We start from the raw sequence: 26542 nt of genomic DNA on the forward strand, positions 1-26542 counted from the left end.
GCTCAGCAAACCCAGGAAGCACGGTTGGGCTGATCCAGGTTGGCCTTCAGGTAACCGGCGAACGCTGCGCGCGGAATCGATCGAGCGCCCAGGCTGTGCAGGTGCTCGGTGGGCATCTGGCAGTCGATCAGCACGAAACCCGCTTCCTTGAGGTGTTGGACCAGGGTGGCGAAGCCGAATTTCGATGCATTGTCGGCCCGGCTGAACATCGACTCGCCAAAAAAAAGTTGCCCCATCGCCAGGCCGTACAGACCGCCCACCAATGCGCCCTGATCCCAGACTTCCACCGAGTGGGCGAAGCCGCGCTGGTGCAATTGCAGATAAGCGGTCTGCATGGCGTCGGTGATCCAAGTGCCGTCGGCATAATCGCGGGGTGCGGCGCACGCCTTGATGACCGCGGCGAAATCCCGGTCGAACGTCACTTCGTAGCGTTGCTTGCGCAACAGCTTGTTCAGGCTGCGCGAGACGTGCAGTTCGTCGGGAAACAGCACGGTACGCGGGTCCGGCGACCACCAAAGGATCGGCTGGCCCTCCGAGAACCAGGGAAAGCAGCCGTGACGATAGGCCTGGATCAACCGATCGGCGGACAGGTCGCCGCCAGCGGCCAGCAGGCCGTTGGGGTCGCGCATGGCCTTTTCCAGCGGTGGAAAATCCAGTGTGTTGCGTTGTAACCAAGTCAGCATTGTTATCCGAACTTGCAGAAGGGGAGGGTAGCGGACCCTGTTCGGAGCCCGCCCTAGAGGTTAACCGTCAAACGGCCGGGATGTCATCGAGATACTTCTCTGCGTCCAGAGCGGCCATGCAACCCGCGCCGGCGGACGTAATAGCCTGGCGGTAAACATGATCGGCCACGTCGCCGGCGGCAAATACACCTTCAATATCGGTTGCGGTGGCGTTGCCTTCGCTGCCGCCGCGCACGATCAGGTAGCCGTCGCGCATCTTCAACTGGCCTTGGAACAGATCGGTATTGGGTTTATGCCCGATGGCGATGAACACGCCGGCCAGGGATAGCGTGCTGGTTTCCCCCGTCTCGCTGTGCCGCAGGCGCGCGCCGGTCACGCCGCTGGCGTCACCCAGCACTTCGTCCAGGTTCTGGTTCCAATGCAGGCGGATGTTGCCGCTGGCGGCTTTTTCGAAGAGTTTGTCCTGGAGTATTTTTTCCGAGCGCAGCTTGTCCCGTCGGTGAACCAAATGCACTTCCTTGGCGATGTTGGACAGGTACAAGGCTTCTTCCACCGCGGTATTGCCGCCGCCGATCACCGCCACTACCTGGTTCTTATAGAAGAAACCGTCGCAGGTCGCGCAAGCTGAAACGCCCTTGCCGGCAAAGGTTTCCTCCGAGGGCAGCCCGAGGTATTGAGCCGAGGCACCGGTGGCAATAATCAGCGCGTCGCAGGTGTAGGTGCCGCTGTCGCCGACCAGTTCGAACGGACGCTGTTGCAACTTGGCGGTATGGATATGGTCGTAGACGATCTGCGTGTCGAAGCGCTCGGCGTGCCGTTGCATGCGCTCCATCAGCACCGGTCCGGTCAGGCCCTCGACGTCGCCGGGCCAGTTATCGACTTCTACCGTAGTCGTGAGCTGGCCACCGGCCTGTATGCCGGTAATGACGACAGGTTTGAGGTTGGCACGGGCGGCGTAGACCGCTGCGCTGTACCCCGCGGGGCCGGAACCGAGAATAATCAGGCGTGAATGCTTCGCTTCGCTCATAAAAACACCTCATAAGCCTTTGTCACAAAAGAGAATGCATGCTCAAATTGGCGCCCATCAACCCCTGTTTCTGGCTATGCTGTCGCCGAGCGTACGAGCAATGCCTCGGGCGTGACAAACCCGTACAATGCTTGAGTTTTGAACGCAGGAGCGGCAAAAGATCAAATCTTCGGCAACACCTGCGGTTTTCCGGACGCATGTCACAGTGGTAAAAGTAGTACCGGTTGTGCACGTTCACTTTTTTACCTGCTCGTCATGGGCAGTTTTTTATAGTCATTCAACAGATGGACGCGCCATTGGCGCAGGAAAAGAAGCGTTTTGAAGAAATCCACCGCAGCACCCAAGACAGTCGTTCCGCTCTGGCGCCAACAATTGCACTACCGGCTCAAGGAAGGTGCGTTGATCGCCATCGGTGCCTTGTGCCTGTTCCTGATGATGGCCTTGCTGACCTACGGCAAGGACGATCCGGGCTGGAGCCATAACAGCAAGATTGAAGACGTGCAGAATTTCGGCGGTCCGGCCGGTTCCTACAGCGCCGACATCCTGTTCATGGTGCTGGGCTATTTCGCCTACATTTTCCCGCTGCTGCTGGCGATCAAGACCTACCAGATTTTTCGCCAGCGCCATGAGCCGTGGCAGTGGAGCGGCTGGCTGTTCTCCTGGCGCCTGATCGGCCTGGTGTTCCTCGTGCTGTCGGGGGCCGCGCTGGCCCATATCCATTTCCATGCACCCACCGGCTTGCCGGCTGGGGCGGGCGGCGCGCTAGGGGAAAGCCTCGGCGACCTGGCCAGGAATGCCCTGAATATCCAAGGCAGTACCTTGCTCTTTATCGCCCTGTTCCTGTTCGGCCTGACGGTGTTCACCGACCTGTCGTGGTTCAAGGTCATGGACGTCACCGGCAAGATCACCCTCGACCTGATCGAGTTGATCCAGGGCGCGCTGAACCGCTGGTGGGCGGCGCGCAACGAGCGCAAGCAACTGGTGGCGCAACTGCGCGAGGTCGACGACCGTGTCCATGACGTGGTGGCCCCGACGACGCCGGACAAACGCGAGCAGGCCAAGGTCAAGGAACGCCTGATCGAACGCGAGCAGGCCCTGAGCAAACACATGTCCGAGCGGGAAAAACAGGTGCCGCCGGTCATTACCATGGCCCCGACCAAGCCGCCCGAGCAAAGCAAGCGCGTGCAGAAGGAAAAACAGGCGCCGCTGTTCGTCGACAGCGCGGTGGAAGGCACCTTGCCGCCGATCTCGATCCTGGACCCCGCCGAGAAGAAGCAACTCAATTATTCCCCCGAATCCCTGGCCGCCGTTGGGCACCTGCTGGAAATCAAGCTCAAGGAGTTCGGAGTCGAGGTCTCGGTGGATTCGATCCATCCAGGCCCGGTGATTACCCGTTACGAAATCCAGCCGGCGGCCGGTGTGAAGGTCAGCCGCATCGCCAACCTCGCGAAGGACCTGGCGCGGTCCCTGGCCGTGACCAGCGTGCGGGTGGTGGAGGTGATTCCGGGCAAGACCACCGTGGGCATCGAGATTCCCAACGAAGACCGGCAGATCGTGCGTTTCTCCGAAGTGCTGTCCACGCCTGAGTATGACAACCACAAATCGCCAGTCACCCTGGCCCTGGGGCATGACATCGGCGGCAAGCCGGTTATCACCGACCTGGCGAAGATGCCCCACCTGCTGGTGGCCGGTACCACCGGTTCGGGTAAATCGGTGGGGGTGAACGCGATGATCCTGTCGATCCTGTTCAAGTCTGGCCCGGAAGACGCCAAGCTGATCATGATCGACCCGAAAATGCTTGAATTGTCGATCTACGAAGGCATTCCGCACCTGCTTTGCCCAGTGGTCACGGACATGAAGGACGCGGCCAACGCCCTGCGCTGGAGCGTTGCCGAGATGGAGCGCCGCTACAAGCTGATGGCGAAGATGGGCGTGCGCAACCTGTCGGGCTTCAACGCCAAGGTCAAGGAAGCCGAGGAAGCCGGCACGCCGCTGACCGACCCGCTGTACAACCGCGAAAGCATCCACGACGAAGCGCCATTGCTGCACAAGCTGCCGACCATCGTCGTGGTGGTGGACGAATTCGCCGACATGATGATGATCGTTGGCAAGAAGGTCGAAGAGCTGATCGCCCGTATCGCCCAGAAGGCCCGTGCGGCCGGTATCCACTTGATCCTCGCGACCCAGCGGCCATCGGTGGATGTGATCACCGGCCTGATCAAGGCCAACATTCCAACGCGCATGGCATTCCAGGTGTCGAGCAAGATCGATTCACGGACGATCATCGACCAGGGCGGCGCCGAACAACTGCTGGGCCACGGCGACATGCTCTACATGCCGCCCGGTACCAGCCTGCCGATTCGGGTCCACGGCGCGTTTGTTTCCGATGACGAAGTGCACCGCGTGGTAGAGGCCTGGAAGCTGCGCGGTGCGCCTGAATACAACGACGACATCCTTGCCGGTGTCGAAGAAGCCGGCAGCGGTTTCGAAGGCAGCAGCGGCGGCGGCGATGACGACGCCGAAACCGACGCGCTTTATGACGAGGCGGTGCAGTTCGTCCTGGAAAGCCGCCGGGCTTCGATTTCCGCCGTACAGCGCAAGCTGAAGATCGGTTACAACCGCGCCGCACGCATGATCGAAGCCATGGAAATGGCCGGTGTGGTGACGGCGATGAACACCAACGGCTCGCGCGAAGTACTGGCGCCGGGCCCGATGCGCGACTGATGACCCGGGCGGCGTGGTGACACGCCGCTCGACCCCCCACGAATTCATGAGGACTCCCATGCGCCTGATTCGCATGCTGCTGTTGCCCGTATTAGCCGTGACCACTTTGTCGGCCCATGCCGGCGAAAAGGACGTGGCCCGCCTGACCCAGTTGTTGGGTGGCTCCCAGACCCTGACCGCGCGCTTCTCGCAATTGACCCTTGATGGCAGTGGTACTCAATTGCAGGAAACGGCGGGAGACATGGCCTTGCAGCGTCCGGGCCTGTTCTACTGGCACACCGATGCGCCGGCCGAACAGTTGATGGTGTCGGATGGCAAGAAAGTCTCCCTGTGGGACCCGGACCTGGAACAGGTGACCATCAAGACTCTCGACCAGCGCCTGACCCAGACGCCAGCGCTGCTGCTCTCCGGTGACATTTCCGAGATCAGCCAGAGTTTCGAGATCACCTCCAAGGAGGCCGGTGGCGTGATCGACTTCACCCTCAAGCCCAAGACCAAGGACAGTCTGTTCGACAGCCTGCGCCTGTCGTTCCGCAACGGCCTGGTCAACGACATGCAACTGATCGACAGCGTCGGCCAGCGCACCAACATCCTGTTCACCGGGGTCAAGGCCAATCAGCCGATCGCCCCGTCCAAGTTCAAGTTCGACATCCCCAAGGGTGCCGATGTGATCCAGGAATAACCCAGGCCTGGAGGTTGCATAAGCAGTGATGGACCTGTTTCGAAGCGCCCCGATAGCCCAGCCATTGGCCGCCCGCCTGCGCGCAACCAATCTGGATGAATATGTCGGCCAGGAACACGTCCTCGCCCGGGGCAAGCCCCTGCGCGAGGCCCTGGAACAGGGGGCCTTGCACTCGATGATCTTCTGGGGGCCGCCGGGGGTGGGCAAGACCACCCTGGCGCGGCTGCTGGCGGAAGTCTCGGACGCGCATTTCGAAACGGTGTCGGCGGTGCTGGCCGGGGTCAAGGAAATCCGCCAGGCGGTGGAAATCGCCAAGCAGCAAGCCGGCCAGTACGGCAAGCGCACTATCCTGTTCGTCGACGAAGTGCACCGATTCAACAAGTCGCAGCAGGATGCGTTCCTGCCCTATGTGGAAGACGGCACGCTGATTTTCATCGGCGCGACCACGGAGAACCCTTCGTTCGAACTCAACAACGCCTTGCTGTCCCGCGCGCGGGTCTATGTCCTCAAGAGCCTCGATGAGGCGGCGATGCGCAAGCTGGTGCATCGCGCGTTGACGGAAGAGCGCGGCCTGGGCAAGCGTCAGCTCAGCCTCAGCGATGAAGGCTTCCAGATCCTGTTCAGCGCCGCCGACGGCGATGGCCGGCGCCTGCTCAATTTATTGGAAAACGCCTCGGACCTGGCCGAAGACAACAGCGAGATCGACGTCGAGCTGCTGCAAAGCCTGCTAGGCGATACCCGGCGCCGCTTCGACAAGGGCGGCGAGGCGTTCTACGACCAGATTTCGGCGCTGCACAAGTCGGTGCGCGGCTCCAACCCGGACGGCGCGCTGTACTGGTTTGCGCGGATGATCGACGGCGGCTGCGATCCGCTGTACCTGGCCCGACGCGTGGTGCGCATGGCCAGCGAAGACATCGGCAACGCCGACCCCCGCGCCCTGAGCCTGTGCCTGGCGGCCTGGGACGTGCAGGAACGGCTCGGCAGCCCGGAAGGCGAACTCGCCGTGGCCCAGGCCATTACCTACCTGGCCTGTGCACCGAAAAGCAACGCCGTGTACATGGGCTTCAAGGCGGCGATGCGCAGCGCCGCCGAGCACGGTTCCCTCGAAGTCCCATTGCACCTGCGCAACGCGCCGACCAAGCTCATGAAGCAACTGGGGTATGGCGAAGAATACCGTTACGCCCATGACGAGCCTGACGCTTACGCCGCCGGCGAAGACTATTTTCCCCAGGAACTCGAACCCCAGCGGTTCTATCAGCCGGTGCCCCGTGGCCTGGAGCTGAAGATCGGCGAGAAGCTCAACCACTTGGCGCAATTGGACCGATTGAGTCCACGACAGCGGAGAAAACCGTGATCCCCTTGATTCTTGCCGTTTCCGCCGGTGGTCTCGCCGGCACGCTGTTGCGTTTCGCCACGGGCAACTGGGTCAACGCAAATTGGCCGCGGCACTTCTATACCGCGACGCTGGCCGTTAATATCGTGGGCTGTCTGCTGATCGGCGTTCTATACGGCCTGTTTCTGATTCGCCCCGAAGTGCCCATCGAGGTGCGTGCGGGGTTGATGGTCGGCTTTCTTGGCGGCCTGACGACTTTTTCATCCTTTTCACTGGATACGGTGCGCTTGCTGGAAAGCGGGCAGGTGCCGCTGGCCCTGGGCTATGCGGCCATCAGCGTGTTCGGCGGGCTGCTCGCCACCTGGGCCGGCCTGTCCCTGACCAAACTTTGATAACGAGAGACCGACATGCTCGATTCCAAACTGTTACGTAGCAACCTTCAGGACGTAGCGGACCGCCTGGCATCCCGTGGCTTTGCCCTGGATGTCGCGCGCATCGAAGCGCTGGAAGAACAGCGCAAGACCGTCCAGACCCGCACCGAAGCCCTGCAGGCTGAACGTAACGCGCGCTCCAAATCCATCGGCCAGGCCAAGCAGCGCGGCGAAGACATCGCGCCGCTGATGGCCGATGTCGAGCGCATGGCGAACGAGTTGAGTGCCGGCAAGACCGAACTGGACGCGATCCAGACCGAACTGGATTCGATCCTGCTGGGCATCCCGAACCTGCCTCACGAATCGGTGCCGGTCGGCGAAGACGAAGACGGCAACGTCGAAGTGCGCCGTTGGGGCACGCCGAAAACCTTTGATTTCCCGGTACAGGACCACGTGGCCCTGGGCGAGAAATTCGGCTGGCTGGACTTCGAGACCGCGGCAAAGTTGTCGGGCGCGCGTTTCGCCCTGCTGCGCGGGCCGATCGCCCGTCTGCATCGCGCACTCGCGCAGTTCATGATCAACCTGCACGTCACCGAGCACGGCTACGAGGAGGCCTACACGCCGTACCTGGTCCAGGCGCCTGCCTTGCAGGGCACCGGCCAGTTGCCGAAGTTCGAGGAAGACCTGTTCAAGATCAGCCGCGAAGGCGAGGCGGATCTGTACCTGATCCCGACCGCCGAAGTGTCGCTGACCAACATCGTCGCCGGCGAGATCGTCGACGCCAAGCAACTGCCGATCAAGTTCGTCGCCCACACGCCGTGCTTCCGTAGCGAAGCCGGTGCGTCGGGCCGCGACACCCGCGGGATGATCCGCCAGCACCAGTTCGACAAGGTCGAGATGGTCCAGGTCGTCGAGCCGTCGAGATCCATGGAAGCCCTGGAAAGCCTGACCGCCAACGCCGAGAAGGTCCTGCAATTGCTGGAACTGCCGTATCGCACGCTGGCGCTGTGCACGGGCGACATGGGCTTCAGCGCGGTCAAGACCTACGACCTGGAAGTCTGGATCCCGAGCCAGGACAAATACCGCGAGATTTCGTCGTGCTCCAATTGCGGCGACTTCCAGGCCCGCCGCATGCAGGCGCGTTTCCGCAACCCGGAAACCGGCAAGCCGGAACTGGTCCACACCCTCAATGGCTCCGGCCTGGCGGTGGGCCGTACGCTGGTGGCGGTGTTGGAAAACTACCAGCAGGCCGACGGTTCGATCCGTGTGCCGCAAGTGCTGAAACCGTACATGGGCGGCATCGAGGTCATCGGCTAAATGGACTATTTGCCACTGTTCCACAACCTGCGCGGCAGCCGCGTGCTGGTGGTTGGCGGCGGCGAGATCGCCTTGCGCAAATCTCGCTTGTTGGCCGATGCCGGTGCGTTGCTGCGGGTGGTTGCGCCCGACATCGAGCCGCAATTGCGGGAGTTGGTCAGTGGCAGCGGCGGTGAATGCATCCTGCGCGGTTACGTGGAATCGGACCTGGACGGCTGCGGCCTGGTCATCGCCGCCACCGATGACGAGCCGCTCAACGCCCAGGTCTCGGCCAATGCTCACAAGCGTTGCGTGCCGGTCAACGTGGTGGACGCACCGGCGCTGTGCAGTGTGATCTTCCCGGCGATCGTCGACCGTTCGCCCTTGGTCATCGCGGTGTCCAGCGGTGGTGACGCGCCGGTGTTGGCGAGGCTGATCCGCGCCAAGCTGGAGACCTGGATTCCGTCGACCTATGGGCAACTGGCCGGGCTGGCGGCGCGTTTTCGCACTCAGGTCAAGCAGCTGTTCCCGGACGTGCAGCAGCGCCGGGCCTTCTGGGAAGAAGTGTTCCAAGGTCCTATCGCCGACCGTCAATTAGCGGGGCAGGGCGGCGAAGCCGAGCGCCTGCTGCGGGAAAAGATCGACGGCCAGGCGCCGAACGCGCCGGGCGAAGTCTATCTGGTGGGCGCCGGGCCGGGCGATCCGGACCTGCTGACCTTCCGCGCCTTGCGCCTGATGCAGCAGGCGGACGTGGTGCTTTACGACCGCCTGGTAGCCCCGGCAATCCTGGAACTGTGCCGACGCGACGCCGAACGCATCTACGTCGGCAAGCGCCGTTCCGAACACGCCGTGCCCCAGGACCAGATCAACCAGCAATTGGTTGATCTGGCCCGGCAAGGCAAGCGCGTGGTGCGGTTGAAGGGGGGCGATCCGTTCATCTTCGGCCGCGGCGGCGAAGAAATCGAAGAACTGGCGGCCCATGGCATCCCGTTCCAGGTGGTCCCAGGCATCACCGCGGCCAGTGGATGCGCGGCCTATGCCGGGATCCCGCTGACCCATCGCGACTATGCGCAGTCGGTGCGTTTCATCACTGGCCATCTCAAGGACGGCACCAGCGACTTGCCGTGGGCGGACCTGGTCTCCCCGGCGCAGACCTTGGTGTTCTACATGGGGTTGGTGGGGCTGCCAGTCATTTGCGAGGAGCTGATCAAGCACGGTCGCGCGGCGGACACGCCGGCAGCGCTGATCCAGCAAGGCACGACTTCGAACCAGCGGGTATTCACCGGCACCCTGGCGGATCTGCCACGCCTGGTGGCCGAGCATGAAGTCCATGCGCCGACGCTGGTGATTGTCGGGGAAGTGGTGCAACTGCGCGAGAAACTGGCGTGGTTCGAAGGCGCCCAGGGTCAGGTCTAGAGACCGCGCTGATCGTTCCCCACGCAGAGCGTTGGGAGCGATCTCAAGCTCGCCAAATCCCTTTCCCACTCAACCGTTCCCGATCATGCGCCACCCTGAAGTCCTGCTTCGGCCCCTTGGGCACGATCCCATTCGGGTTGATGGTCTTGTGGCTGCCGTAGTAGTGGCGCTGGATATGTTTGAAATCCACGGTCTCGGCGATCCCAGGCCATTGGTACAACTCCCGCAGCCAGTTCGACAGGTTCCGATAGTCGGCGATGCGCCGCAGGTTGCATTTGAAGTGGCCGAAGTACACCGCGTCGAAACGGATCATCGTTGTGAACAAGCGGATGTCGGCCTCGGTCAGGTACTCCCCAGCCAGGTAGCGGCGGGTGTCCAGCAGGGCTTCCAGACGGTCCAGTTCGGCGAACAGCTGGTCGAAGGCTTCTTCGTAAGCCGCTTGGGTGGTGGCGAAGCCGGCGCGGTAGACGCCGTTGTTCACCGCCGGATAGATGCGCTCGTTCAACGCATCGATATCGCCGCGCAGGTGTTCTGGGTAGAGGTCCAGGTTGTTGCCGGTCAAGCCATCGAAGGCTGTGTTGAACATGCGGATGATTTCCGCTGATTCGTTGTTGACGATGCGTTGCTGCTGTTTGTCCCACAGCGCGGGTACGGTGACGCGGCCGGTGTAGTCCGGCGTATCGGCGGTGTAGCGCTGATGCAGATAGTCGAAGTGGTCGAGCTTGTCGCCCGTCGAGCCGTGAGCCTGGTCGAAGGTCCAGCCGTTTTCGAGCATCAAGTAGCTGACCACCGAGACGTCGATCAGATTTTCCAGGCCCTTGAGCTTGCGATAGATCAGCGTGCGGTGCGCCCAAGGGCAAGCCAGGGACACATATAAATGATAACGCCCGGTCTCGGCGGCGAACCCGCTCTCGCCGGAGGGGCCGGCGCTGCCGTCGGCGGTGATCCAATGGCGGCGTTGCGCCTGCTCACGCTGGAAACTGCCGTCCTTGCTCTCGTACCACTGATCTTGCCAGCGGCCTTCAACTAACAAACCCATCTCGACATCCTCGCTCAATATTGCTTTGAGACGAGTCTATTCCGATAGGTTCGAACTAAAAGCGCAAAGGTTGGACGTTGATGATCGGCTAAATCGATCTATTTCGCGCATCCCAATATTGCCGGGCGCGGTCGAAAGCCGCTTCGCGAGTCAGCCCCAGGCCGCGCAATGCCAGGGCCATGGTGGCGATCAGCGCCAGTTGCGGATAGCTGTCTTCGACGTCGCCGCGCCAGACGGCTTTCAGGTGTTGCGGGTCGAGGTTGTCCGGTTTGACGTGGCGCTGCTCGGACAGCCGTGGCCATTCTTCGTCCCAGCTGGCGCCGCCAGTGGTGCCGTACAAATGGCTGTCGGCGTCCGGGTTGATTTCGATTTCGCCGCCGTCGCCCTTGATCACGATGGCGGTATCACCGAGTAATCCGCTGGCATCGCGATGCACAGCCTGGTAGCCGGGATGGAAAATGCTCTGCAGGCCGCAACGGGCACCCAGCGGGTTGAGGATTCGCGCCAGGGAGTGAATCGGCGAGCGCAGGCCCAGGGTGTTGCGCAGGTCGATCATCCGTTGCATTTGCGATGCCCAGTCCACCAGCGGCATGAACGCCAGGCCGCCGTTGTCCAGCGCCGTGCCCACCTGTTGCCAGTCGCGACACAAGGGGATATCCAGCAAACCAAGCAACTGTTCCGTGTAGAGCCGGCCCGCCGTGTGGGCGCCGCCGCCGTGCATGAAGATTCGCACGCCGTTCTGCCCGAGGCATTTGGCCGCCAGCAGGTACCAGGGCAGGTGGCGCTTCTTGCCGGCATAGGTCGGCCAGTCGAGGTCAACCGCCAAGGTCGGCGCTACCAGGCGTTGGCGCAGGGCTTCGGTGAAGCCGGCCATTTCTTCGGCGCTTTCTTCCTTGTGCCGCAACAGCATCAGGAATGCGCCGAGCTGGGTCTCTTCGACTTGCTCATCAAGCACCATGCCCATGGCTTCACGGGCTTCTTCGCGGGTCAGGTTGCGCGCGCCGCGCTTGCCTTTGCCAAGGATGCGCACAAATTGGGCGAACGGGTGTTCGACCGGGGTTTCTAGGGTCAGCGCTGGAAAGTCGGTCATAAGCAATTCGTCGGTTTGGGCAGGCCCGCCAGCTTGGCGGCGAGTTTGGCGGGAGTGCCTTTGAACAATCGATTCAGGTGCAGACTGTTGCCCTTGTGCACGCCGAGTTTCAGCGCGGTGTACTTGATCAGCGGTCGGGTCGCGGGGGAAAGCTGGAATTCATCATAAAAGGCCCGCAGCAATTGGAGCACTTCCCAGTGCTCGGGGCCCAGCTCGATGCCTTCGGCGGCGGCCAGGGCCGTGGCGACGTCGGCCGACCAGTCGCGCCGGTCGGCAAGGTAGCCGTCTTTGTCCAGCGCGAGGGTGCGCTCGCCCACGGTCAACGCATTCATAGCCAACTGTTGACCTTGTCATGCTGGATCGACAGCTCCACAAAGGCCGGGTAGTCGATGGCTTCGGTCCAGTCTGGAACGGGCAGGGCACGGGCCTGGGCGTCTTGCGCGAGTACGAACAACTTGCGACTGCCGGACTGCAACGTTTCAAACGGCACGGTGCCAGGTTGCAGCGCATACGTCGCGTCGCCGCACAGCAGCAGCGCATCCTGGCTCCCCAGCAGCCGCAAGCAACTGGCGAGGCGGTTATCGCCGAAGGGCGAATGAGACAACACATGCAAAGTCGACATCAGAGGGTGATCACCTGGTCGTATCGGTCAATGAGCGCGGCGATGTCCGTTGCGCCCAGTACGTTCAAGTCGGCCAGTGCCAGGGCATCGGTGGCGAGACCGCGTTGTGTCGCGCTTTCGGCACAGATAAACAGGTCTTCGACGCCAAACATCGGCAATGCCTGCAAATTGGCACTCAGGTCCTTTTGCTGGACGGCCTTGGCGTCCTGGCCGGCGACGAGCTGGAACACGCCGTCATCGAGAAACAGCAGGCCGATAGGCAGGTCGAATGCGCCGCCGGCCAAGACGATATCCAGCGCTTCCCGGGCGCCAGGGCCGGACCATGGCGCCTGGCGGCTGATCAGCAATAAAGACTTGGCCATCACGCGCCTCCAAAACAGATCAAGCGGTCGGCGTCCTGGATTGCATCGTGCAACTGGCCCAGCCCGGACAAGGCCCAGGGCGCCTCGACGCTGACCGCCGAACGCTGGTAGCGCTGGGCTTCCTCGTTATTGAGCACGCCACGCCGCAACGCCGCCGCGATGCACACGACACCGTCCAGCTGGTTGTCGCTGACAAACGTGTGCCATTGCCGGGGCAGGTCCTGTTCGTCCTGGGGGGTGACGATGCTGTTGGCGGCGTTATAGACGCCGTCCTGGTAGAAAAACAGCCGCACGATCTCATGCCCACCGGCCAGCGCGGCCTGTGCAAACAGCAAGGCGCGCCGGGAGGAGGGCGCATGGGCGGCGGAAAACAGCGCGATGGCGAACTTCATGACAGACCCGATCTGTAGAACTGCGGCCATGATAAAGCTTTATCGGCGGTGGGGCGATTGCTCGGCGGATCAATGAACCCGAGTGGCGCGGGAGCAAGTTCCCTCACCAGGGGTTCAGCCGTGGCTTTTGAGGCCATTCAACTCGCAATACTCAGCCCATTCCATCCCCGCCATCTCCGCCACTTCCCGGTGCACCTCCAGGCGCTGGGCCTGGTATTCCTGCGGCGAGGCGGCGGTAAGCTGCAAGGTCAGCTCCCAGGCAAACAGGCCCAGGCGCTCGGCCTCGGCTTCGAACGCTTCGTGCAATCGCTCAGCGCGGTATTGCGCCGCCGTCTCGCCCTTGACCTGAGCCAGCAGCGGGTTGAGGTTGTCCAGCTCGATGCGCAGCTCGGGGCGCTGGTCGAGAAAGATTTCCAGGGCTCGTTCGTGTTGCTGTTCGGTTGCCGCCATGATCACTCCTTCGGGGATGAAGATTGCTTCTTGCTGGCCTTGGCCGCTGCCGCCAGGCATTCGAGGGCGAACTGTTCGGTGTAGGTCATCTGGATCGGCGTGGTTTCGCCCTTGACGGTGCGTTCGCCGTCCAGAATGTAGCGGATTCGCTTGTCGGTGACGCCGATTCGCTTGGCGATCCAAGAGGGTGTCTGGCCGATCTGGCTGATCAGTTTGTCGGCGTATTCGGCGGTGGGTTTGTAGAACTCGGCGTTGGGTGTCATGGAATGTTCCGCGATGGCTGGAGGCAATGGCGCGACAGGTTGCGCGAATCGTGGGGCGCTGTCGCGTGTAAATTTGATTAAAGCCGCCCGGACGCCCGGGTGGCAGTGCTACAGTCCGTTTTTTTTTCAATGAGTGAACGCAATGCGAATGCTGATGGTGGCCATGGCCGCAACCCTGCTGGCCGGCTGCGCAGGTTCGGCCATGGAACAGGCCCGGACCCAAACCCCCTACAAGACCCTGGCCTCCGACAAGCCAGAGCAGAATGTCGCCCAATGCGTGAAGTTCGCATGGGAGGACGAAGCGGTGTTCGGGGTCGATGCTGGTGCCTACCTGCAGCCGGGCAAGAAAGGCGGCTCGACGGTCTACACCCGCTCGGCCGAATCATTTGTCGATATACAAGCCAGCGCCACGGGCACGGCATTGAATTACTACGCCAAGCACGACGATTTCGTCGCCAAGCGCCGGTTGGCCGCGCTGGCGACGTGTCTCTAGTCGACGGTCAGGCGCTTCTGAAAGAAGAAGCGCTGATGTCCCGGCGGGTAGTCATCGATCTGGCCGCACTCTGTAAAGCCGTGCTTGCGGTAAAAATCCGGGGCCTGGAAATCGAAAGTGTCGAGCCAGATACCCACGCAGTTCTTCTCCCTGGCCAGCGTCTCGGCCATCTGCATCAGCTCTGAGCCTGTGCCTTGGCCCCGGGCCTGTTCCGGCACCACCAGCAATTCGATATAGAGCCAACGAAAGAACACCCGGCCATACAGCCCGCCGACGATTTCGTTGTGCTCGTCCCGCACCAACCAGGCGACCAATTCAGGGGCGCTTCCGCCGGTCTGGGCGGTGTTGTAGGCCCGTAGCGGGGCGAGGATGGCCTGGCGTTCCGCGTCGGTGGGGGCGTCCGTGCGTTCGATTCGCAGCGTCATGGGCGATGTCCTTGTTCAATAAAAAGCAGCGCACGAGCCTATCTCAAAGGGTACTTTGCCGTCACCCGGTCGTCGGCGGACAGGCGCATTTGGTAAACCGAGCCATACTGCCTAATGCTTTTGAAGCGATCCCGACCCTTAGAACAAGAAGAGACCGACTCATGAAGTTCCAATCCCTGGCCCGGACCCTCATCGCCACTTCACTCACCCTTAGCTGTTTCCATGTGCACGCCGCGTCCCAAGCCCCGGTTGCCGCCGAAAACGGCATGGTGGTGACGGCCCAGCATCTGGCGACTCACGTCGGCGTCGACGTCCTCAAGAATGGTGGTAACGCCGTGGATGCGGCGGTGGCGGTGGGCTATGCGCTGGCGGTGGTCTATCCCGCGGCGGGTAACCTGGGCGGGGGCGGTTTCATGACCCTGCAAATGGCCGATGGCCGCAAGACCTTCCTCGATTTCCGCGAAAAAGCCCCGCTGGCCGCCACGGCTGACATGTACCTGGACAAGGACGGCAACGTCGTTCCCGAACTCAGCACCCGCGGCCATTTGGCGGTAGGGGTGCCTGGCACCGTGTCCGGCATGGAGCTGGCGTTGAAGAAATACGGCAGCAAACCCCGCGCCGAACTGATCGCCCCGGCGATCAAGTTTGCCGAGGAAGGTTTCGTCCTGGAACAGGGCGATGTCGACCTGTTGGAAACCGCCACCGAGGTGTTCAAGAAGGACATGCGCGATTCCGGCGCGATCTTCCTGCACAACGGCGAGCCGATGCAGGCCGGGCAGAAATTGGTGCAGAAAGACCTCGCCAAAACCCTGCGGGAAATTTCTACCAAGGGCGCCGACGGCTTTTACAAAGGCTGGGTGGCCGACGCCCTGGTGACGTCCAGCCAGGCCAACAAGGGCATCATCACCCAGGCCGACCTCGACAAGTACAAGACCCGCGAGCTGGCGCCGGTGGAGTGCGATTATCGCGGCTACCACATCATTTCCGCTCCACCGCCCAGTTCCGGCGGCGTGGTGCTGTGCCAGATCATGAACATCCTCGATGGCTACCCGATGAAAGACCTGGGGTTCCATTCGGCCCAAGGCATGCACTACCAGATCGAAGCCATGCGTCACGCCTACGTCGACCGCAACAGTTACCTCGGCGATCCGGACTTCGTGCAGAACCCCATCGATCATCTGCTGGACAAGAACTACGCGGCAAAACTGCGGGCCGCGATCGAGCCGCAGAAGGCTGGCGACTCCAACAAGATCAAACCCGGCGTGGCGCCCCACGAGGGCAGCAATACCACGCACTATTCGATCGTAGATCAATGGGGCAACGCCGTTTCCGTCACGTACACCCTCAACGACTGGTTCGGCGCCGGCGTGATGGCGAGCAAGACCGGGGTAATCCTCAACGATGAGATGGACGACTTCACCGCCAAGGTCGGCGTGCCCAACATGTACGGCCTGGTGCAGGGTGAGGCGAACGCCATCGCGCCGGGCAAGGCACCGCTGTCGTCCATGAGCCCGACCATCGTCACCAAGGACGGCAAGACCGTAATGGTCGTCGGTACGCCCGGCGGCAGCCGCATCATCACCGCCACCTTGCTGACCATTCTCAACGTGATCGACTACGGCATGAACCTGCAGGAAGCGGTGGATGCGCCGCGCTTCCATCAACAATGGATGCCGGAAGAAACCAACCTGGAAACCTTCGCCGCCAGCCCCGATACGCTCAAGCTGCTGGAAAGCTGGGGCCACAAGTTTGCCGGCCCGCAGGACCCCAACCACATTGCTGCGATCCTGGTGGGCGCGCCGTCGCTGGGTGGCAAGCCCGTGGGCAAGAATCGCTTCTACGGCGCCAACGACCCGCGCCGCAATACCGGCCTGTCGATGGGCTACTAACCGTTCGCAGAGGGACACATGAATACCGCATTGCTGATCATCGACGTCCAGGAAGGGCTGTGTGCCGGCGAAGAAGAATGCTTCGACAGACCACGCCTGATCCGGACCATCAACGACCTCAGTGCCAGGGCTCGGGCCGTCGGCTTGCCGGTAATCCTGGTCCAGCATGAAGAGCTGGAGGGATCGCTGGCCTACGGTTCCGCTCCCTGGCAGTTGGCTGATGGCCTGGCTACCGGGGCGGACGACCTGCGGGTGCGCAAGACCACAGCGGACGCGTTCTACCAGACCGATCTGCTGGCCCTGTTACAGGCCCGGGGCATTGATCGGGTGGTGATTTGCGGGCTGAAAACCGACCACTGCATCAATGCCACCGTACGTCAGGCTCATACATTGGAATATGAGGTTGTCTTGGCCGCCGACGCTCATTCCACGGTAGCCAACGGCAGCCTGCCGGCCGAGCAGATCATTGCCGATCACAATCAGCAACTGGGACGGCTGAGCAGTGCGGTCTCGCGGATCGATGTGATATCGGCGGCCAGGATCCGCCTGTAGCCGATATCCACTTGGGTCTGGGCCGGCAGGGCAGTTCAGGATGCGGGCAGGCTTGTGTGGCGAGGGAGCTTGCTCCCGCTCGAGCGCGAAGCGGTCGCAAAATTTTCGGGGCGCTGCGCCCCCAGCGGGAGCAAGCTCCCTCGCCACAAAGGCCAGTGCCACAAAGACCATCGTTTATGGATCACCAAATCAACGCAGCAGCACAAGCATTGGCGGCGGGGGACCCGGTCGCCGCGCTCAACCGCGTCGCGCTGCGCAATGATGCCGCGGCTCTCGCGCTGCGTGGCATTGCCATGGCGCAGTTGGGGGATCTGGCCAACGCCAGGACCTTGATGCGTCGTGCGGCGGCTGCCTTTGGGCCCAGGGAAGCCGTGGCCCGGGCAAGGTGCGTGGTCGCCGAAGGCGAAATTGCCTTGGCGTCCCGTGACTTGACGTGGCCGACGAAGCGCCTCGACGCCGCGCGGGCGGTGCTCCAAGCCCATGGCGACCGGGCGAACGTAGGGCACGCCCATGCCATCGAGATCCGCCGCCTGCTGTTGCTCGGTCGACTCGATGAGGCCGAGCGCAGGCTTGCTGATCTGGATCTGTCCTGCCTGCCTTGCGCATCGCGGGCAGCTTGCGAGCTAGTGGCTGCGGGCATTGCCATGCGCCGGCTAAAAACGCGAATCGCCCGTGCCGCTCTCGAAAGGGCTGGGCAAGCGGCACGGCAAGCGGGCATCGGCGCGCTGAACGCGGAGATTGAAAGCGCCTGGCAAATCCTCCAAACGCCTGCGGCGCGCCTGATTGCCCGAGGCCAGGAGCGCTTGCTTATCCTGGAGGAGGTTCAAGCGATGCTGGACAGCGCGGCGCTGGTGGTGGACGCGTGTCGGTATGGAGTGAATGGCGCGGGTATTCAGGTTTCCCTTTCACGGCGCCCGGTGTTGTTTGCCTTGGCGCGAGAGCTGGCCCAAGCCTGGCCCGGCGACGTGTCGAGGGAAACGCTCATGGCCCAGGCCTTTGGCTTGAAACTGACGGACGAGTCCCATCGCGCGCGGCTGCGGGTTGAAATGGGACGGCTGCGGACGGCGCTTCGCCCGATGGCTGGGGTGCTCGCAACGAAGCGCGGCTTTACCTTGGCGCCGCATCATGCCGACGAGGTCGTGGTGCTGGCGCGCGTCATCGAGCAACCCCACGGCGCAGTGCTGGCACTGCTGGCGGACGGTGAAGCGTGGTCGAGTTCGGCCTTGGCGTTGGTTCTCGACACCAGCCAGCGCAGCGTGCAACGGGCCTTGGAAACCCTGGCCGCCCGCGGCAAGGCGCAATCGATTGGCCGCGCCAGGGCTCGTCGCTGGACCGCGCCGCCGATGCCTGGATTCGCGACGGTATTGTTACTCACTGCGTTGCCAGCCGATCGTTAGGATGCAGTCACACCCACCGACGAGGCGAGCGAGATGAAACAGTCAAAAGCACAAATCCTGCGTGAATACGGTCCTTTTCCGGGCGTCGATTGCGTGCACGGCGTAAGCCATGATGGCGAGCGCGTCTGGTTTGCTTCAGGCGAGAAGCTGCACGCCCTTGATCCTGCCAGTGGCGAGACCGTGCAGTCGCTCGATGTCCCAGCCAATGCAGGCACGGCGTTCGACGGTGAACATCTTTTCCAGATCGCTGGCGACAGCATCCGTAAGATCGACCCGCACACCGGCCAGGTACTGGCGACGATTCCGGCCCCCAACAGCGGTGACGATTCGGGACTGGCGTGGGCCGAAGGGTCGCTCTGGGTCGGCCAGTACAAGGCGCGCAAGATCCTGCAGATCGACCCGGCCGACGGGAAGATCCTGCGCACCATAGAATCCAACCGCTTCGTCACGGGCGTGACTTGGGTCGATGGAGAACTTTGGCACGGCACTTGGGAAAACGACGAGAGCGACCTTCGGCGCATCGATCCGCAGACCGCGCAAGTGCTCGAAAGCGTGACCATGCCGCCGGGGACCGGCGTGTCGGGGCTGGAATCCGATGGGGCCGACCGGTTTTTCTGTGGCGGGGGTGGCAGTGGCAAGGTGAGGGCGGTGCGTCGGCCAGTGTGAAATTGGCAGGTTTTTCGTAGACCGTGTGGCGAGGCAGCTTGCACCCTCGCCACAATGTTTTTCAGACCGCTCAACGGTGCGGGTCAATCGCGAGCAGCCACAGCCACCTTGGCCCGCTCAACCTTGCGCCAGGTAAGCAACACAATGCCCGCCACCACGATCGCGCCGCCGAACACTTGGCCCGGATTGAGCATCTGGTCCAGCACCAGCCAACCGATCAGCAAGGTTGCCAGTGGTTCGATGTTCATCACCGGGGCGTTGCGTGGCATGTCCAGGCGCGGTACGCAAATGAACAGCACGATGAACCCCGTGCCGTAAAGCACCACCAGGGTGGCCAGGGCGAACCAGCCGGTGCTGGTGGCTGGCAGGTCGAGGCCGCCAGGCAGTGCGCCGGTCAGCCCTGCGAGGTTGACGCTGCTGAACACGATGAAAATCGTCAGCAGGCTGCGCACCGAACCGCGGACTTGGGACAACTTGTGGTCGGTGATCCACAACGCGCAAGCGAAGACGCACGCGGCGCAGAATGCCAGGCCAACGCCCAACAGCCACTGTGGGCCGACGTCGGCCTGGGACGACAATCGCGCCGGTACTTCCAGCACGAACACCAGGCCGACCAGGATCATCCCCATCAACGCTGCCGTGCGGGCGGTGGGGCGTGGGCCACCGAGCGCCCAGGTCAGCAGCGCCAGCAAGATCGGAAACAGGTTGCCCACCAACAGGGCCAGCGCCACCGGCACCCGGGCGACGGCCGAGTACAGGCACAGGCTCTGGGCTGCGATCAACAGCCCGAGGACGAATTGCCAGCGCCAGGCACCAGCGGGCAGGCGCAGGCTTTGACGTTGCCACAAGACCATCGCCGCCAATACCAGCAGCGTCCCACCGGAGCGCATCAGGATCGCCAGCAAAACGCCGGCACCGTCATCGAAGGCCGCCCGCGCGGCCACATGGTTGCCGGCGAAGGCACACCCCATGCAGAGCAGAATGAGCACGGCGATATGGCGCGGGAATGGAGCAGGGGCATCGGATGCAGCGATGGAGCGGGTCATGGCAGGTATCTCAAAGGCAGGCCGCCGAAGCAGCAATGCCTCGGAGGGGTCTATTTTTAGTTATAGGTTGTCGTACAACTCTGAAGTGTTTGTACCGGATCAAGCAGACACAGACAAGTCTCGGTTTTCCGGGCTATCGCAGTCTGCGTGGCGAGGGAGCTTGCTTGCGTTCGGCTGCGAAGCAGTCGTCGCCTTTCGATTCCAGACGCGGGCGTACATCCGATAACGATTTGCTGTAAAACAACTAACCGCTGCGTTGTTTCCGGCACCGGTCCTTTTGACCTTCTCGCGGAGCAACCCATGCGCCTGGCTGATTTCATTGTCGACAACATAGAACCGATCCTTCAGGCCTGGGAGGATTTCGCCAGGACTATCACCCCGGCGTCGATTGGCATGGATTCGGTGGCGCTGCGCGACCATGCCGAGCAGATGCTGCGAACCATCGCCGTTGACCTGCGCACCCAGCAGACCCCCGAAGAGCAGATTGCCAAGTCCTTGGGCGACGCTCCGGCGGCAGAGGCCGAAACCGCCGCTGAAACCCACGCGGTCATCCGCCAGTCGTCCGGGTTCACCGTCGAACAGATGGTTTCGGAATACCGTGCGCTGCGCACCAGTGTGCTGCTGCTCTGGATGCCCCATGCCCAACTGGATCAAGCGAAGGCGATGTCGGATGTGATCCGCTTCAACGAAGCCGTGGACCAAGCCCTGGCAGAGTCGGTCGTCAGCTATTCAGCGGCAGTCGACGCGGCGCGCAATCTGTTTCTGGGGATCCTCGGGCATGATCTGCGCAGCCCATTGGGCGCCATCCTGCTCGGTTCCGAAGTGCTCCTGCGCGCGGGCGACCTGCCGGCCAAGGCGACCAAGATTTCTTCGCGCATCTACACCAGCGTCAAGCGGGCCAACAAGATTGTCGGCGATCTGCTGGATTTCACGCGCACCCAGCTGGGGGCAGGCATACCGGTGCAGCGCTTCAAGGGTGACCTGGTGGCGGCATGCGAAGGCATGGTGGAAGAGGCGCGCGCCTATCACCCGGAAAGCACCATCAACTTCGAGACCCGCGGTGCGCTCGAAGGGCTGTTCGACCCGTCGCGGATGGAACAGGTGTTTTCCAACCTGATCGGCAACGCGGTCCAGCATGGCGCAGCGGGTGCACCGATCACGGTTTCGTTGAGCTGCGAAGGGGATGAAGCCGTCATCGCGATCAACAACCAGGGCAAGCCTATCGAAAAGGACGCCATCGACAGCATTTTCAATCCGTTGGTCCGGCAGCTGCGCAGCGGCGATATGCAATACGGCCCCACGGCGGGCTTGGGGCTGGGCCTTTACATCGCCTCGGCGATCGTGTCGGCGCACCAGGGTACGATCGAAGTCCATTCGAAGGTGCGCGGGGGCACTACGTTCACCGTTCGGATTCCCCTTCACTCGGAATGAAGAAGCAGTTGAACGCACGATATTTACTTGTACGATGTCCTATCACGAGCTAAAACTAACGTCCCGTCCAATAATAAAATTAACGGAGACGTACGATGGATGCTTCGCAACCTGCAACCGCCGATCAAGGGCGCCGGATTTTCCTGAAAAAATCCCTGGTGGTCTCGGCCGCCGCCGCGACGCTCGGACAGCTGCCCGGGCTCGCCCAGGCCGAGCCGCTGAGCCAGCGTTACCCCGATCCTCTGGTGAACATTCTCGACCCCAGCTTCATGGACCTGCGCCTCTTCAACGCCAGCGTGGAAAAGCTCGCCACCGGCCTGCGCTGGGCGGAAGGGCCGGTGTGGATCGGCGATGGTCGCTACTTGCTGGTCAGCGACATCCCCAACAACCGCATCATGCGTTGGGACGAGGTCACCGGTGGGCTGTCGGTGTATCGCGAGAACTCGAACTTCTCCAACGGCATGTGCCGTGATCGCCAGGGCAGGCTGCTGGTCTGTGAAGGCTCGACCACGTCAAGCGAAGGGCGGCGAGTCACCCGCACCGAACACAATGGAACCCTTACCGTGTTGGCCGACAGTTTCGACGGCAAGCCGTTGAACTCGCCCAATGACATCGTCTGCAAACGAGACGGCTCGGTCTGGTTCACCGACCCACCGTTCCAGACCGGCAACAATTACGAAGGGCACAAAGTCACCCCGGCGCAACCCCACGCGGTGTACCGCATCGACGGCGAAACCGGCAAGCTCAGCCGGGTGATCGACGACCTGGCCGGGCCCAACGGCCTGTGTTTCTCCCCGGATGAAAAAACCCTCTACGTGGTCGAAGGCCGGGCCAAGCCCAATCGCCTGGTCTGGGCGATCACGGTCAAGGATGACGGCACCCTGGGCGAGCGCCGCAAGCATATCGAAGGGTTGGACTACGCGGCCATCGACGGGATCAAGTGCGACGAGGGCGGCAACCTCTGGTGCGGTTGGGGCGGCAACGGCGACCCCAAGGCTGACCTGGAAAAACTCGACGGCGTGCGGGTGTTCAACCCTGAAGGCAAGGCCATCGGACACATCTCATTACCGGAGCGCTGCCCCAATGTCTGCTTTGGCGGACGGGAAGGCAACCGGCTGTTCATGGCCGGAAGCCACTCCTTGTATTCGTTGTTTGTGAACACCCGGGGCGCGACGTTCGCCTGATTTCCTCGGTACGACGATGAGGCGGGGCGTCCTGGACGCCCCCCACTTCAAGCCAACTTCACGTTCATGGTGATCTGCGCCGTGAACACCTTCTTGCCGTCCACGTCATGGATGTCCACCGGCACGATCTTGTCGCCTTCCGTCGACCAGTCCAGGGCGTCGCCATCCGCTACCGCGGTCACGTCGCTCTTGGCCTTGGCCAGGTACTGCACGGTCATGCCTTTTGGAATCCAGCGGGCGCCCGCGGGAATGGATACGTTGGTCATCATGCCGGCGGCCAGCTCGGCGGCATTGCACATGGCGATGGCATGGACGGTGCCCAAGTGGTTGGTGATTTCCTTGCAAAACGGCACCTGCACCGTTGCTGCGCCCGGGCGAAGCGCCGTGACCAGCGGGTTGATGGTGGAAAAGTAGGGCGCCATCTGGCAGGCCATTTTGCTGAATGCATCGGGACCTGCGCTGTTGAACATGCCGAGAACCTGGTTCATGTGAAGCCTCTCTGATAGGAAATTACGGAATTATTTTCCGTTACAGAATAATATTCTGTGACGGAACGGTATTCTGTTGTCGGCGAATCTGTCAAGCTGCGCGCACTTCGTCCCAGGCAGAACGTGTGCCTGATCTTCCAACGAACCGGTTTATGCCAAGCATGCAAACAGCAGATCTACTCGAACGCGCCTTCCCCGGCAGAAGGGCCGAACTCAAGCGAGACATCTTCAGAAAGGCCTTGGCGCTGTTCAATGAGCAGGGCATTGAGGCGACCACCATTGAAATGATCCGCAACGAATGCCAGACCAGCGTCGGTGCCATCTATCATCATTTCGGCAACAAGGAAGGCTTGGTGGCGGCGCTGTTTTTTACCGCGCTAGACGATCAGACGCGCCTGCGCGAGCACTGCCTGGCCGAGGCGACGACCGCCGAGCAGGGCGTGCAAGCGCTGATCTACAGTTATGTCGATTGGGTGGACGCTCAGCCTGAATGGGCGCGTTTCCAGTATCACGCCCGCTTTGCGGTGACAAAGGGGCCGTTCAAGGATGAACTCGCCAGCCGCAACACCACACGCAACCGCCAGCTCTGGCATTGGCTGAGCACAGCGCAGCAGGGCGAGGCGATCAAGCGTTATCCGGCCGAGCTGATGTTCTCGCTGATTATCGGCGCGTCGGAAAGTTATTGCCGGGCCTGGTTGTCCGGGCGCGTGCCCACCAGTCCCAAGGTCCACCGGGAATTGCTGGCACAAGCGGCGTGGCGGTCGATCGTCGGCCCCTGAGGGCTATAGCGTGCAGCTCCAGAGTTCCACCGCCGGTTGGTCGGTATTTGGCGGTCCCAGCCAATGACTCATCGGCTGGCAATGGCCGGCGTGACACAGTTGGTAATCACCGGCTTGGGGCGTGCGCCCCAGCTTCAACGGTTGCAGCGGCGGCAGTTGGCGGAAGAAATGCCAACTGCCGTTTTCCAGCCGGGCGCCCTCCGGAATATCCATGCCGGCGCCGTTGCCCTTTACCCTGGCCTCGCCCAAGACCAGGCCCGCTTTGGTGACGCGATAATCTTCCTCCCAGCGGACCTTTTCGATGGTGTGATTCCACGCCAGCGTAAAGTCGCTCACTTGCACTTGTGCCCAGACCGCCCCGGACAGGCCCAGGCACAAGCCAATCACGCCAAGGCCCGCCCGACGCGGCGCGCCCGCCAGAGGTGCTGGCTAATCAACAAGGCGCCCAGGACAAAACCGATTTCATCGGTCAGCGGCAGCGCCACCACCAGCAAGGCACCGGCGGCGAAACACATCAGCCGTTCCCAAATAGGCATCTTCTGTTGCAGGTAACCGGTGGACGCCATGCCCCACAGGCCGACGGCGAGCAGCGTCTTGACCAACATGTAGGCGGTCATCCACAAATTGTCGCCTTGCAGCATCAGCGCTGGGTTGTAGACCGTCATGAACGGAATGACGAAGCCGGCGAGGGCGATACGCACCGCCCAGAAGCTGATCTTCAGGCCACTTTCCCTGGCGATGGGGGCGGCGGCGAAACAGGCCAGGGCCACCGGCGGCGTCAGGTCGGCGAGGATGCCGAAATAGAACACGAACATGTGCGACACGATCAGCGGCACGCCGAGCTCCAGCAGGGCGGGCGCGGCGATCGAGCTGGTGATGATGTAGTTGGGAATGGTCGGGATGCCCATGCCCAATACCAGACAGGTGAGCATGGTCAGGATCAGCGAGAGCAGCAGGTTGTCCTTGCCGACGGCCAGGATGTAACCGGCGAAGGTAGACGCCACGCCCGTCAGCGAAACCACCGCGATGATGCTGCCGACCAAGGCGCAGGCGATCCCCACCGGGACCGCATGACGGGCGCCGTCGACCAAGGCATGCAAGCAGATGACCAGGGTTTCCCGTGTGCCTTTCATGAACCAGCAGGTCACGACCAACACCCCGACCACCGCAAATACGACACCGATGCCCAGCCGGAAAAAACCGACGCAAAGAATGCCCAGCGCGATCCAGAATGCGCAGCGCAGGGCATAGTTGGAGACTTTGAGAATGATCGCCGAGCCGAGAATCACAATAGCCGTCAACGCCAGGCCCACCATCCCGGAAAACAGCGGCGTGCGTCCGGAAAAGAGCAGGTAGACCAGCACCGCGAGCGGGATCAGCAAATACCAGCTTTGCTTGACCGCGCCCCAGGCGCTGGGGCATTGGTCCTTGGGCAGGCCCTTGAGATCGGAGCGCTTGGCTTCCAGGTGCACCATCCAGAACACCGAGCCGAAATACAGGCACGCGGGTATCAGGGCCGCCTTGGCAATTTCCACGAACGGCACGTTGATAGTCTCGGCCATGATGAATGCCACCGCGCCCATCACCGGCGGCATGATCTGGCTGCCCATGCTGGCCGTCGCTTCTACACCGCCGGCGAATGCAGCCTTGTAGCCGAAGCGCTTCATCAACGGGATGGTGAATTGGCCGGTGGTCACGACGTTGGCGATGCCCGAGCCAGTGATGGTGCCCATCAACGCTGACGACACCACGGACACCTTCGCCGGGCCGCCCAGCTTGTGGCCGAACAGGCCCATGGCGAAATCGGTAAACAGCTTGATCATGCCGGCCTTTTCCAGGAAGGCGCCGAACAGGATGAACAGGAAAATATAAGTGGCCGATACGTAGGTCGGCGTGCCGTACAGCCCTTCGGTACCGAACGCCAGTTGGTTGATGATCTGGTCCAGGCCATAGCCGCGATGGGCCAGGTCGCCCGGCAGGTATTCGCCGAACAGGCCATAAGCGAGGAACAACCCGCAGACGATCGGCAGGGCGATGCCCATCACCCGCCGCGCCGCCTCGAACACCAATACGATCAAGATGACGCCGATCACCGTGTCGGCCGTCGTCAGGTCGCCGGAGCGCTGGATCAGGTCGGCCTCGAACACCCATTGATAGAGCGCCGTCGCCACGCCCGCCAGGCTCAACGCCCAGGCCAGCGGCTGCCAGGGCCGTTGCTTGCCATAGGCCGGGTAGCTGAGGAACACCACCCACAACAAAAAGCCCACATGTACCGCCCGCAATACGATGCTGGACACGGGGGAGAATGCCGCCGTGACAATTTGAAACACGGAAAACAGCAACGCCACGTAGAACAGCGTCCTGGGCCAATCCCGCGGGTCCGTGGCGATGCCGTGCTGGTCTTCACTCATAAGGTGCCTGCCTGTTGTCTGTAGCCGGTGC

At 62.3% G+C, this 26542-nt stretch carries 29 protein-coding genes; 14 read left to right on the top strand and 15 right to left on the bottom strand.

The window, feature by feature from the left end:
- Positions 1–2: 2 nt before the first annotated feature.
- Both aat and trxB read right to left on the bottom strand, forming a co-directional pair.
- Entirely contained in the window at positions 3–683 is a 681-nt protein-coding gene (gene aat / locus J3P95_RS10325; RefSeq protein ID WP_434577453.1) for a leucyl/phenylalanyl-tRNA--protein transferase, read from the bottom strand.
- Between the two features lie 67 nt (positions 684–750).
- Positions 751–1710: a thioredoxin-disulfide reductase gene (gene trxB / locus J3P95_RS10330; RefSeq protein WP_434577451.1), complete on the bottom strand. Its 960-nt coding sequence runs from the start codon at positions 1708–1710 to the stop codon at positions 751–753.
- A gap of 318 nt (positions 1711–2028) precedes the next feature.
- Here trxB and J3P95_RS10335 point away from each other — a divergent pair, with 318 nt between their 5' ends.
- From J3P95_RS10335 to cysG, 6 genes are read left to right on the top strand one after another with little or no spacing between them, the layout of a single operon-like run.
- Entirely contained in the window at positions 2029–4434 is a 2406-nt protein-coding gene (locus tag J3P95_RS10335) for a DNA translocase FtsK (protein ID WP_434562677.1), read from the top strand.
- A gap of 58 nt (positions 4435–4492) precedes the next feature.
- Entirely contained in the window at positions 4493–5116 is a 624-nt protein-coding gene (gene lolA, locus J3P95_RS10340) for an outer membrane lipoprotein chaperone LolA (protein ID WP_434562679.1), read from the top strand.
- Positions 5117–5144: 28 nt separating this feature from the next.
- Positions 5145–6470 (top strand): replication-associated recombination protein A, encoded by a 1326-nt coding sequence (locus J3P95_RS10345; protein WP_434577448.1) that lies wholly within the window; start codon positions 5145–5147, stop codon positions 6468–6470.
- Complete coding sequence (gene crcB / locus J3P95_RS10350) at positions 6467–6841, top strand: fluoride efflux transporter CrcB (protein WP_434577446.1); 375 nt, start codon at positions 6467–6469, stop codon at positions 6839–6841. Before J3P95_RS10345 ends, crcB begins: the two co-directional genes overlap by 4 nt.
- A 15-nt stretch (positions 6842–6856) precedes the next feature.
- Positions 6857–8137: a serine--tRNA ligase gene (serS, locus tag J3P95_RS10355; protein WP_434577444.1), complete on the top strand. Its 1281-nt coding sequence runs from the start codon at positions 6857–6859 to the stop codon at positions 8135–8137.
- A complete protein-coding gene (cysG, locus tag J3P95_RS10360; protein ID WP_434577442.1) occupies positions 8138–9532 on the top strand; it encodes a siroheme synthase CysG in 1395 nt (464 codons plus the stop codon). It abuts the gene before it with no gap.
- Positions 9533–9575: 43 nt separating this feature from the next.
- On the opposite strand, the gene J3P95_RS10365 is transcribed toward cysG, so the two are convergent.
- The 8 genes from J3P95_RS10365 to J3P95_RS10400 all read right to left on the bottom strand — a co-directional run bounded on the left by J3P95_RS10365 (position 9576) and on the right by J3P95_RS10400 (position 13750).
- Positions 9576–10571: a glutathione S-transferase family protein gene (locus J3P95_RS10365; RefSeq protein WP_434577440.1), complete on the bottom strand. Its 996-nt coding sequence runs from the start codon at positions 10569–10571 to the stop codon at positions 9576–9578.
- Positions 10572–10659: 88 nt separating this feature from the next.
- A complete protein-coding gene (locus J3P95_RS10370) occupies positions 10660–11661 on the bottom strand; it encodes a glycosyl transferase family protein (RefSeq protein ID WP_434562689.1) in 1002 nt (333 codons plus the stop codon).
- Complete coding sequence (locus J3P95_RS10375) at positions 11658–11993, bottom strand: TusE/DsrC/DsvC family sulfur relay protein (protein WP_434562691.1); 336 nt, start codon at positions 11991–11993, stop codon at positions 11658–11660. The genes J3P95_RS10370 and J3P95_RS10375 overlap by 4 nt, the downstream gene beginning before the upstream one ends.
- A complete protein-coding gene (tusB, locus tag J3P95_RS10380) occupies positions 11990–12283 on the bottom strand; it encodes a sulfurtransferase complex subunit TusB (protein WP_434577438.1) in 294 nt (97 codons plus the stop codon). Before tusB ends, J3P95_RS10375 begins: the two co-directional genes overlap by 4 nt.
- Positions 12283–12645, bottom strand: a complete 363-nt coding sequence (gene tusC / locus J3P95_RS10385) for a sulfurtransferase complex subunit TusC (RefSeq protein WP_434577436.1) — start codon at positions 12643–12645, stop codon at positions 12283–12285. The genes tusB and tusC overlap by 1 nt, the downstream gene beginning before the upstream one ends.
- Entirely contained in the window at positions 12645–13037 is a 393-nt protein-coding gene (gene tusD, locus J3P95_RS10390; RefSeq protein WP_434577435.1) for a sulfurtransferase complex subunit TusD, read from the bottom strand. Before tusD ends, tusC begins: the two co-directional genes overlap by 1 nt.
- Before the next feature lie 114 nt (positions 13038–13151).
- On the bottom strand, positions 13152–13487 hold the full coding sequence (locus J3P95_RS10395; RefSeq protein WP_434577433.1) for a DUF6388 family protein: 336 nt from the start codon (positions 13485–13487) through the stop codon (positions 13152–13154).
- A 2-nt stretch (positions 13488–13489) separates the two neighbouring features.
- Positions 13490–13750 carry a hypothetical protein gene (locus tag J3P95_RS10400; RefSeq protein ID WP_109755533.1) on the bottom strand — a complete coding sequence of 87 codons (261 nt, stop codon included), beginning with the start codon at positions 13748–13750 and terminating at the stop codon, positions 13490–13492.
- Positions 13751–13892: 142 nt separating this feature from the next.
- On the opposite strand from J3P95_RS10400, the gene J3P95_RS10405 reads away from it, so the two are divergent.
- Positions 13893–14243 (top strand): hypothetical protein, encoded by a 351-nt coding sequence (locus tag J3P95_RS10405; RefSeq protein ID WP_434577431.1) that lies wholly within the window; start codon positions 13893–13895, stop codon positions 14241–14243.
- On the opposite strand, the gene J3P95_RS10410 is transcribed toward J3P95_RS10405, so the two are convergent.
- Complete coding sequence (locus J3P95_RS10410; protein ID WP_434562703.1) at positions 14240–14668, bottom strand: GNAT family N-acetyltransferase; 429 nt, start codon at positions 14666–14668, stop codon at positions 14240–14242. The two genes, J3P95_RS10405 and J3P95_RS10410, sit on opposite strands and share 4 nt — an antisense overlap.
- 161 nt (positions 14669–14829) lie before the next feature.
- Between J3P95_RS10410 and ggt the strand changes: the two genes are divergently transcribed.
- The 4 genes from ggt to J3P95_RS10430 all read left to right on the top strand — a co-directional run bounded on the left by ggt (position 14830) and on the right by J3P95_RS10430 (position 19172).
- Positions 14830–16557 (top strand): gamma-glutamyltransferase, encoded by a 1728-nt coding sequence (ggt, locus tag J3P95_RS10415; protein WP_434577428.1) that lies wholly within the window; start codon positions 14830–14832, stop codon positions 16555–16557.
- 18 nt (positions 16558–16575) lie between these two features.
- Positions 16576–17109 (top strand): cysteine hydrolase family protein, encoded by a 534-nt coding sequence (locus J3P95_RS10420; protein WP_434562707.1) that lies wholly within the window; start codon positions 16576–16578, stop codon positions 17107–17109.
- 176 nt (positions 17110–17285) lie between these two features.
- Complete coding sequence (locus J3P95_RS10425; RefSeq protein WP_434577427.1) at positions 17286–18506, top strand: helix-turn-helix domain-containing protein; 1221 nt, start codon at positions 17286–17288, stop codon at positions 18504–18506.
- A 33-nt stretch (positions 18507–18539) separates the two neighbouring features.
- Positions 18540–19172 (top strand): Vgb family protein, encoded by a 633-nt coding sequence (locus J3P95_RS10430; RefSeq protein ID WP_434562711.1) that lies wholly within the window; start codon positions 18540–18542, stop codon positions 19170–19172.
- 83 nt (positions 19173–19255) lie between these two features.
- Here J3P95_RS10430 and J3P95_RS10435 read toward each other — a convergent pair whose 3' ends face one another.
- Entirely contained in the window at positions 19256–20218 is a 963-nt protein-coding gene (locus tag J3P95_RS10435; protein ID WP_434626528.1) for an EamA family transporter, read from the bottom strand.
- A gap of 300 nt (positions 20219–20518) precedes the next feature.
- Between J3P95_RS10435 and J3P95_RS10440 the strand changes: the two genes are divergently transcribed.
- A complete protein-coding gene (locus J3P95_RS10440) occupies positions 20519–21649 on the top strand; it encodes a sensor histidine kinase (protein ID WP_434577426.1) in 1131 nt (376 codons plus the stop codon).
- A gap of 95 nt (positions 21650–21744) precedes the next feature.
- Entirely contained in the window at positions 21745–22833 is a 1089-nt protein-coding gene (locus J3P95_RS10445) for an SMP-30/gluconolactonase/LRE family protein (RefSeq protein WP_434577424.1), read from the top strand.
- Between the two features lie 47 nt (positions 22834–22880).
- Here the strand turns inward: J3P95_RS10445 and J3P95_RS10450 are convergent, their stop codons facing one another.
- Complete coding sequence (locus J3P95_RS10450; protein WP_434577422.1) at positions 22881–23321, bottom strand: hotdog fold domain-containing protein; 441 nt, start codon at positions 23319–23321, stop codon at positions 22881–22883.
- A gap of 161 nt (positions 23322–23482) precedes the next feature.
- Here J3P95_RS10450 and J3P95_RS10455 point away from each other — a divergent pair, with 161 nt between their 5' ends.
- Positions 23483–24100, top strand: coding sequence for a TetR/AcrR family transcriptional regulator (locus J3P95_RS10455; RefSeq protein ID WP_434581240.1), 618 nt, complete (start codon positions 23483–23485; stop codon positions 24098–24100).
- Positions 24101–24103: 3 nt separating this feature from the next.
- On the opposite strand, the gene J3P95_RS10460 is transcribed toward J3P95_RS10455, so the two are convergent.
- Positions 24104–24487, bottom strand: coding sequence for a DUF1850 domain-containing protein (locus tag J3P95_RS10460; protein WP_434562719.1), 384 nt, complete (start codon positions 24485–24487; stop codon positions 24104–24106).
- Positions 24484–26511: a TRAP transporter permease gene (locus tag J3P95_RS10465; protein ID WP_434577420.1), complete on the bottom strand. Its 2028-nt coding sequence runs from the start codon at positions 26509–26511 to the stop codon at positions 24484–24486. The genes J3P95_RS10460 and J3P95_RS10465 overlap by 4 nt, the downstream gene beginning before the upstream one ends.
- Positions 26512–26542 lie beyond the last annotated feature (31 nt).

This window comes from Pseudomonas sp. Z5-35 (assembly GCF_051131945.1).
GTDB classification, from domain to species: domain Bacteria; phylum Pseudomonadota; class Gammaproteobacteria; order Pseudomonadales; family Pseudomonadaceae; genus Aquipseudomonas; species Aquipseudomonas marvdashtae.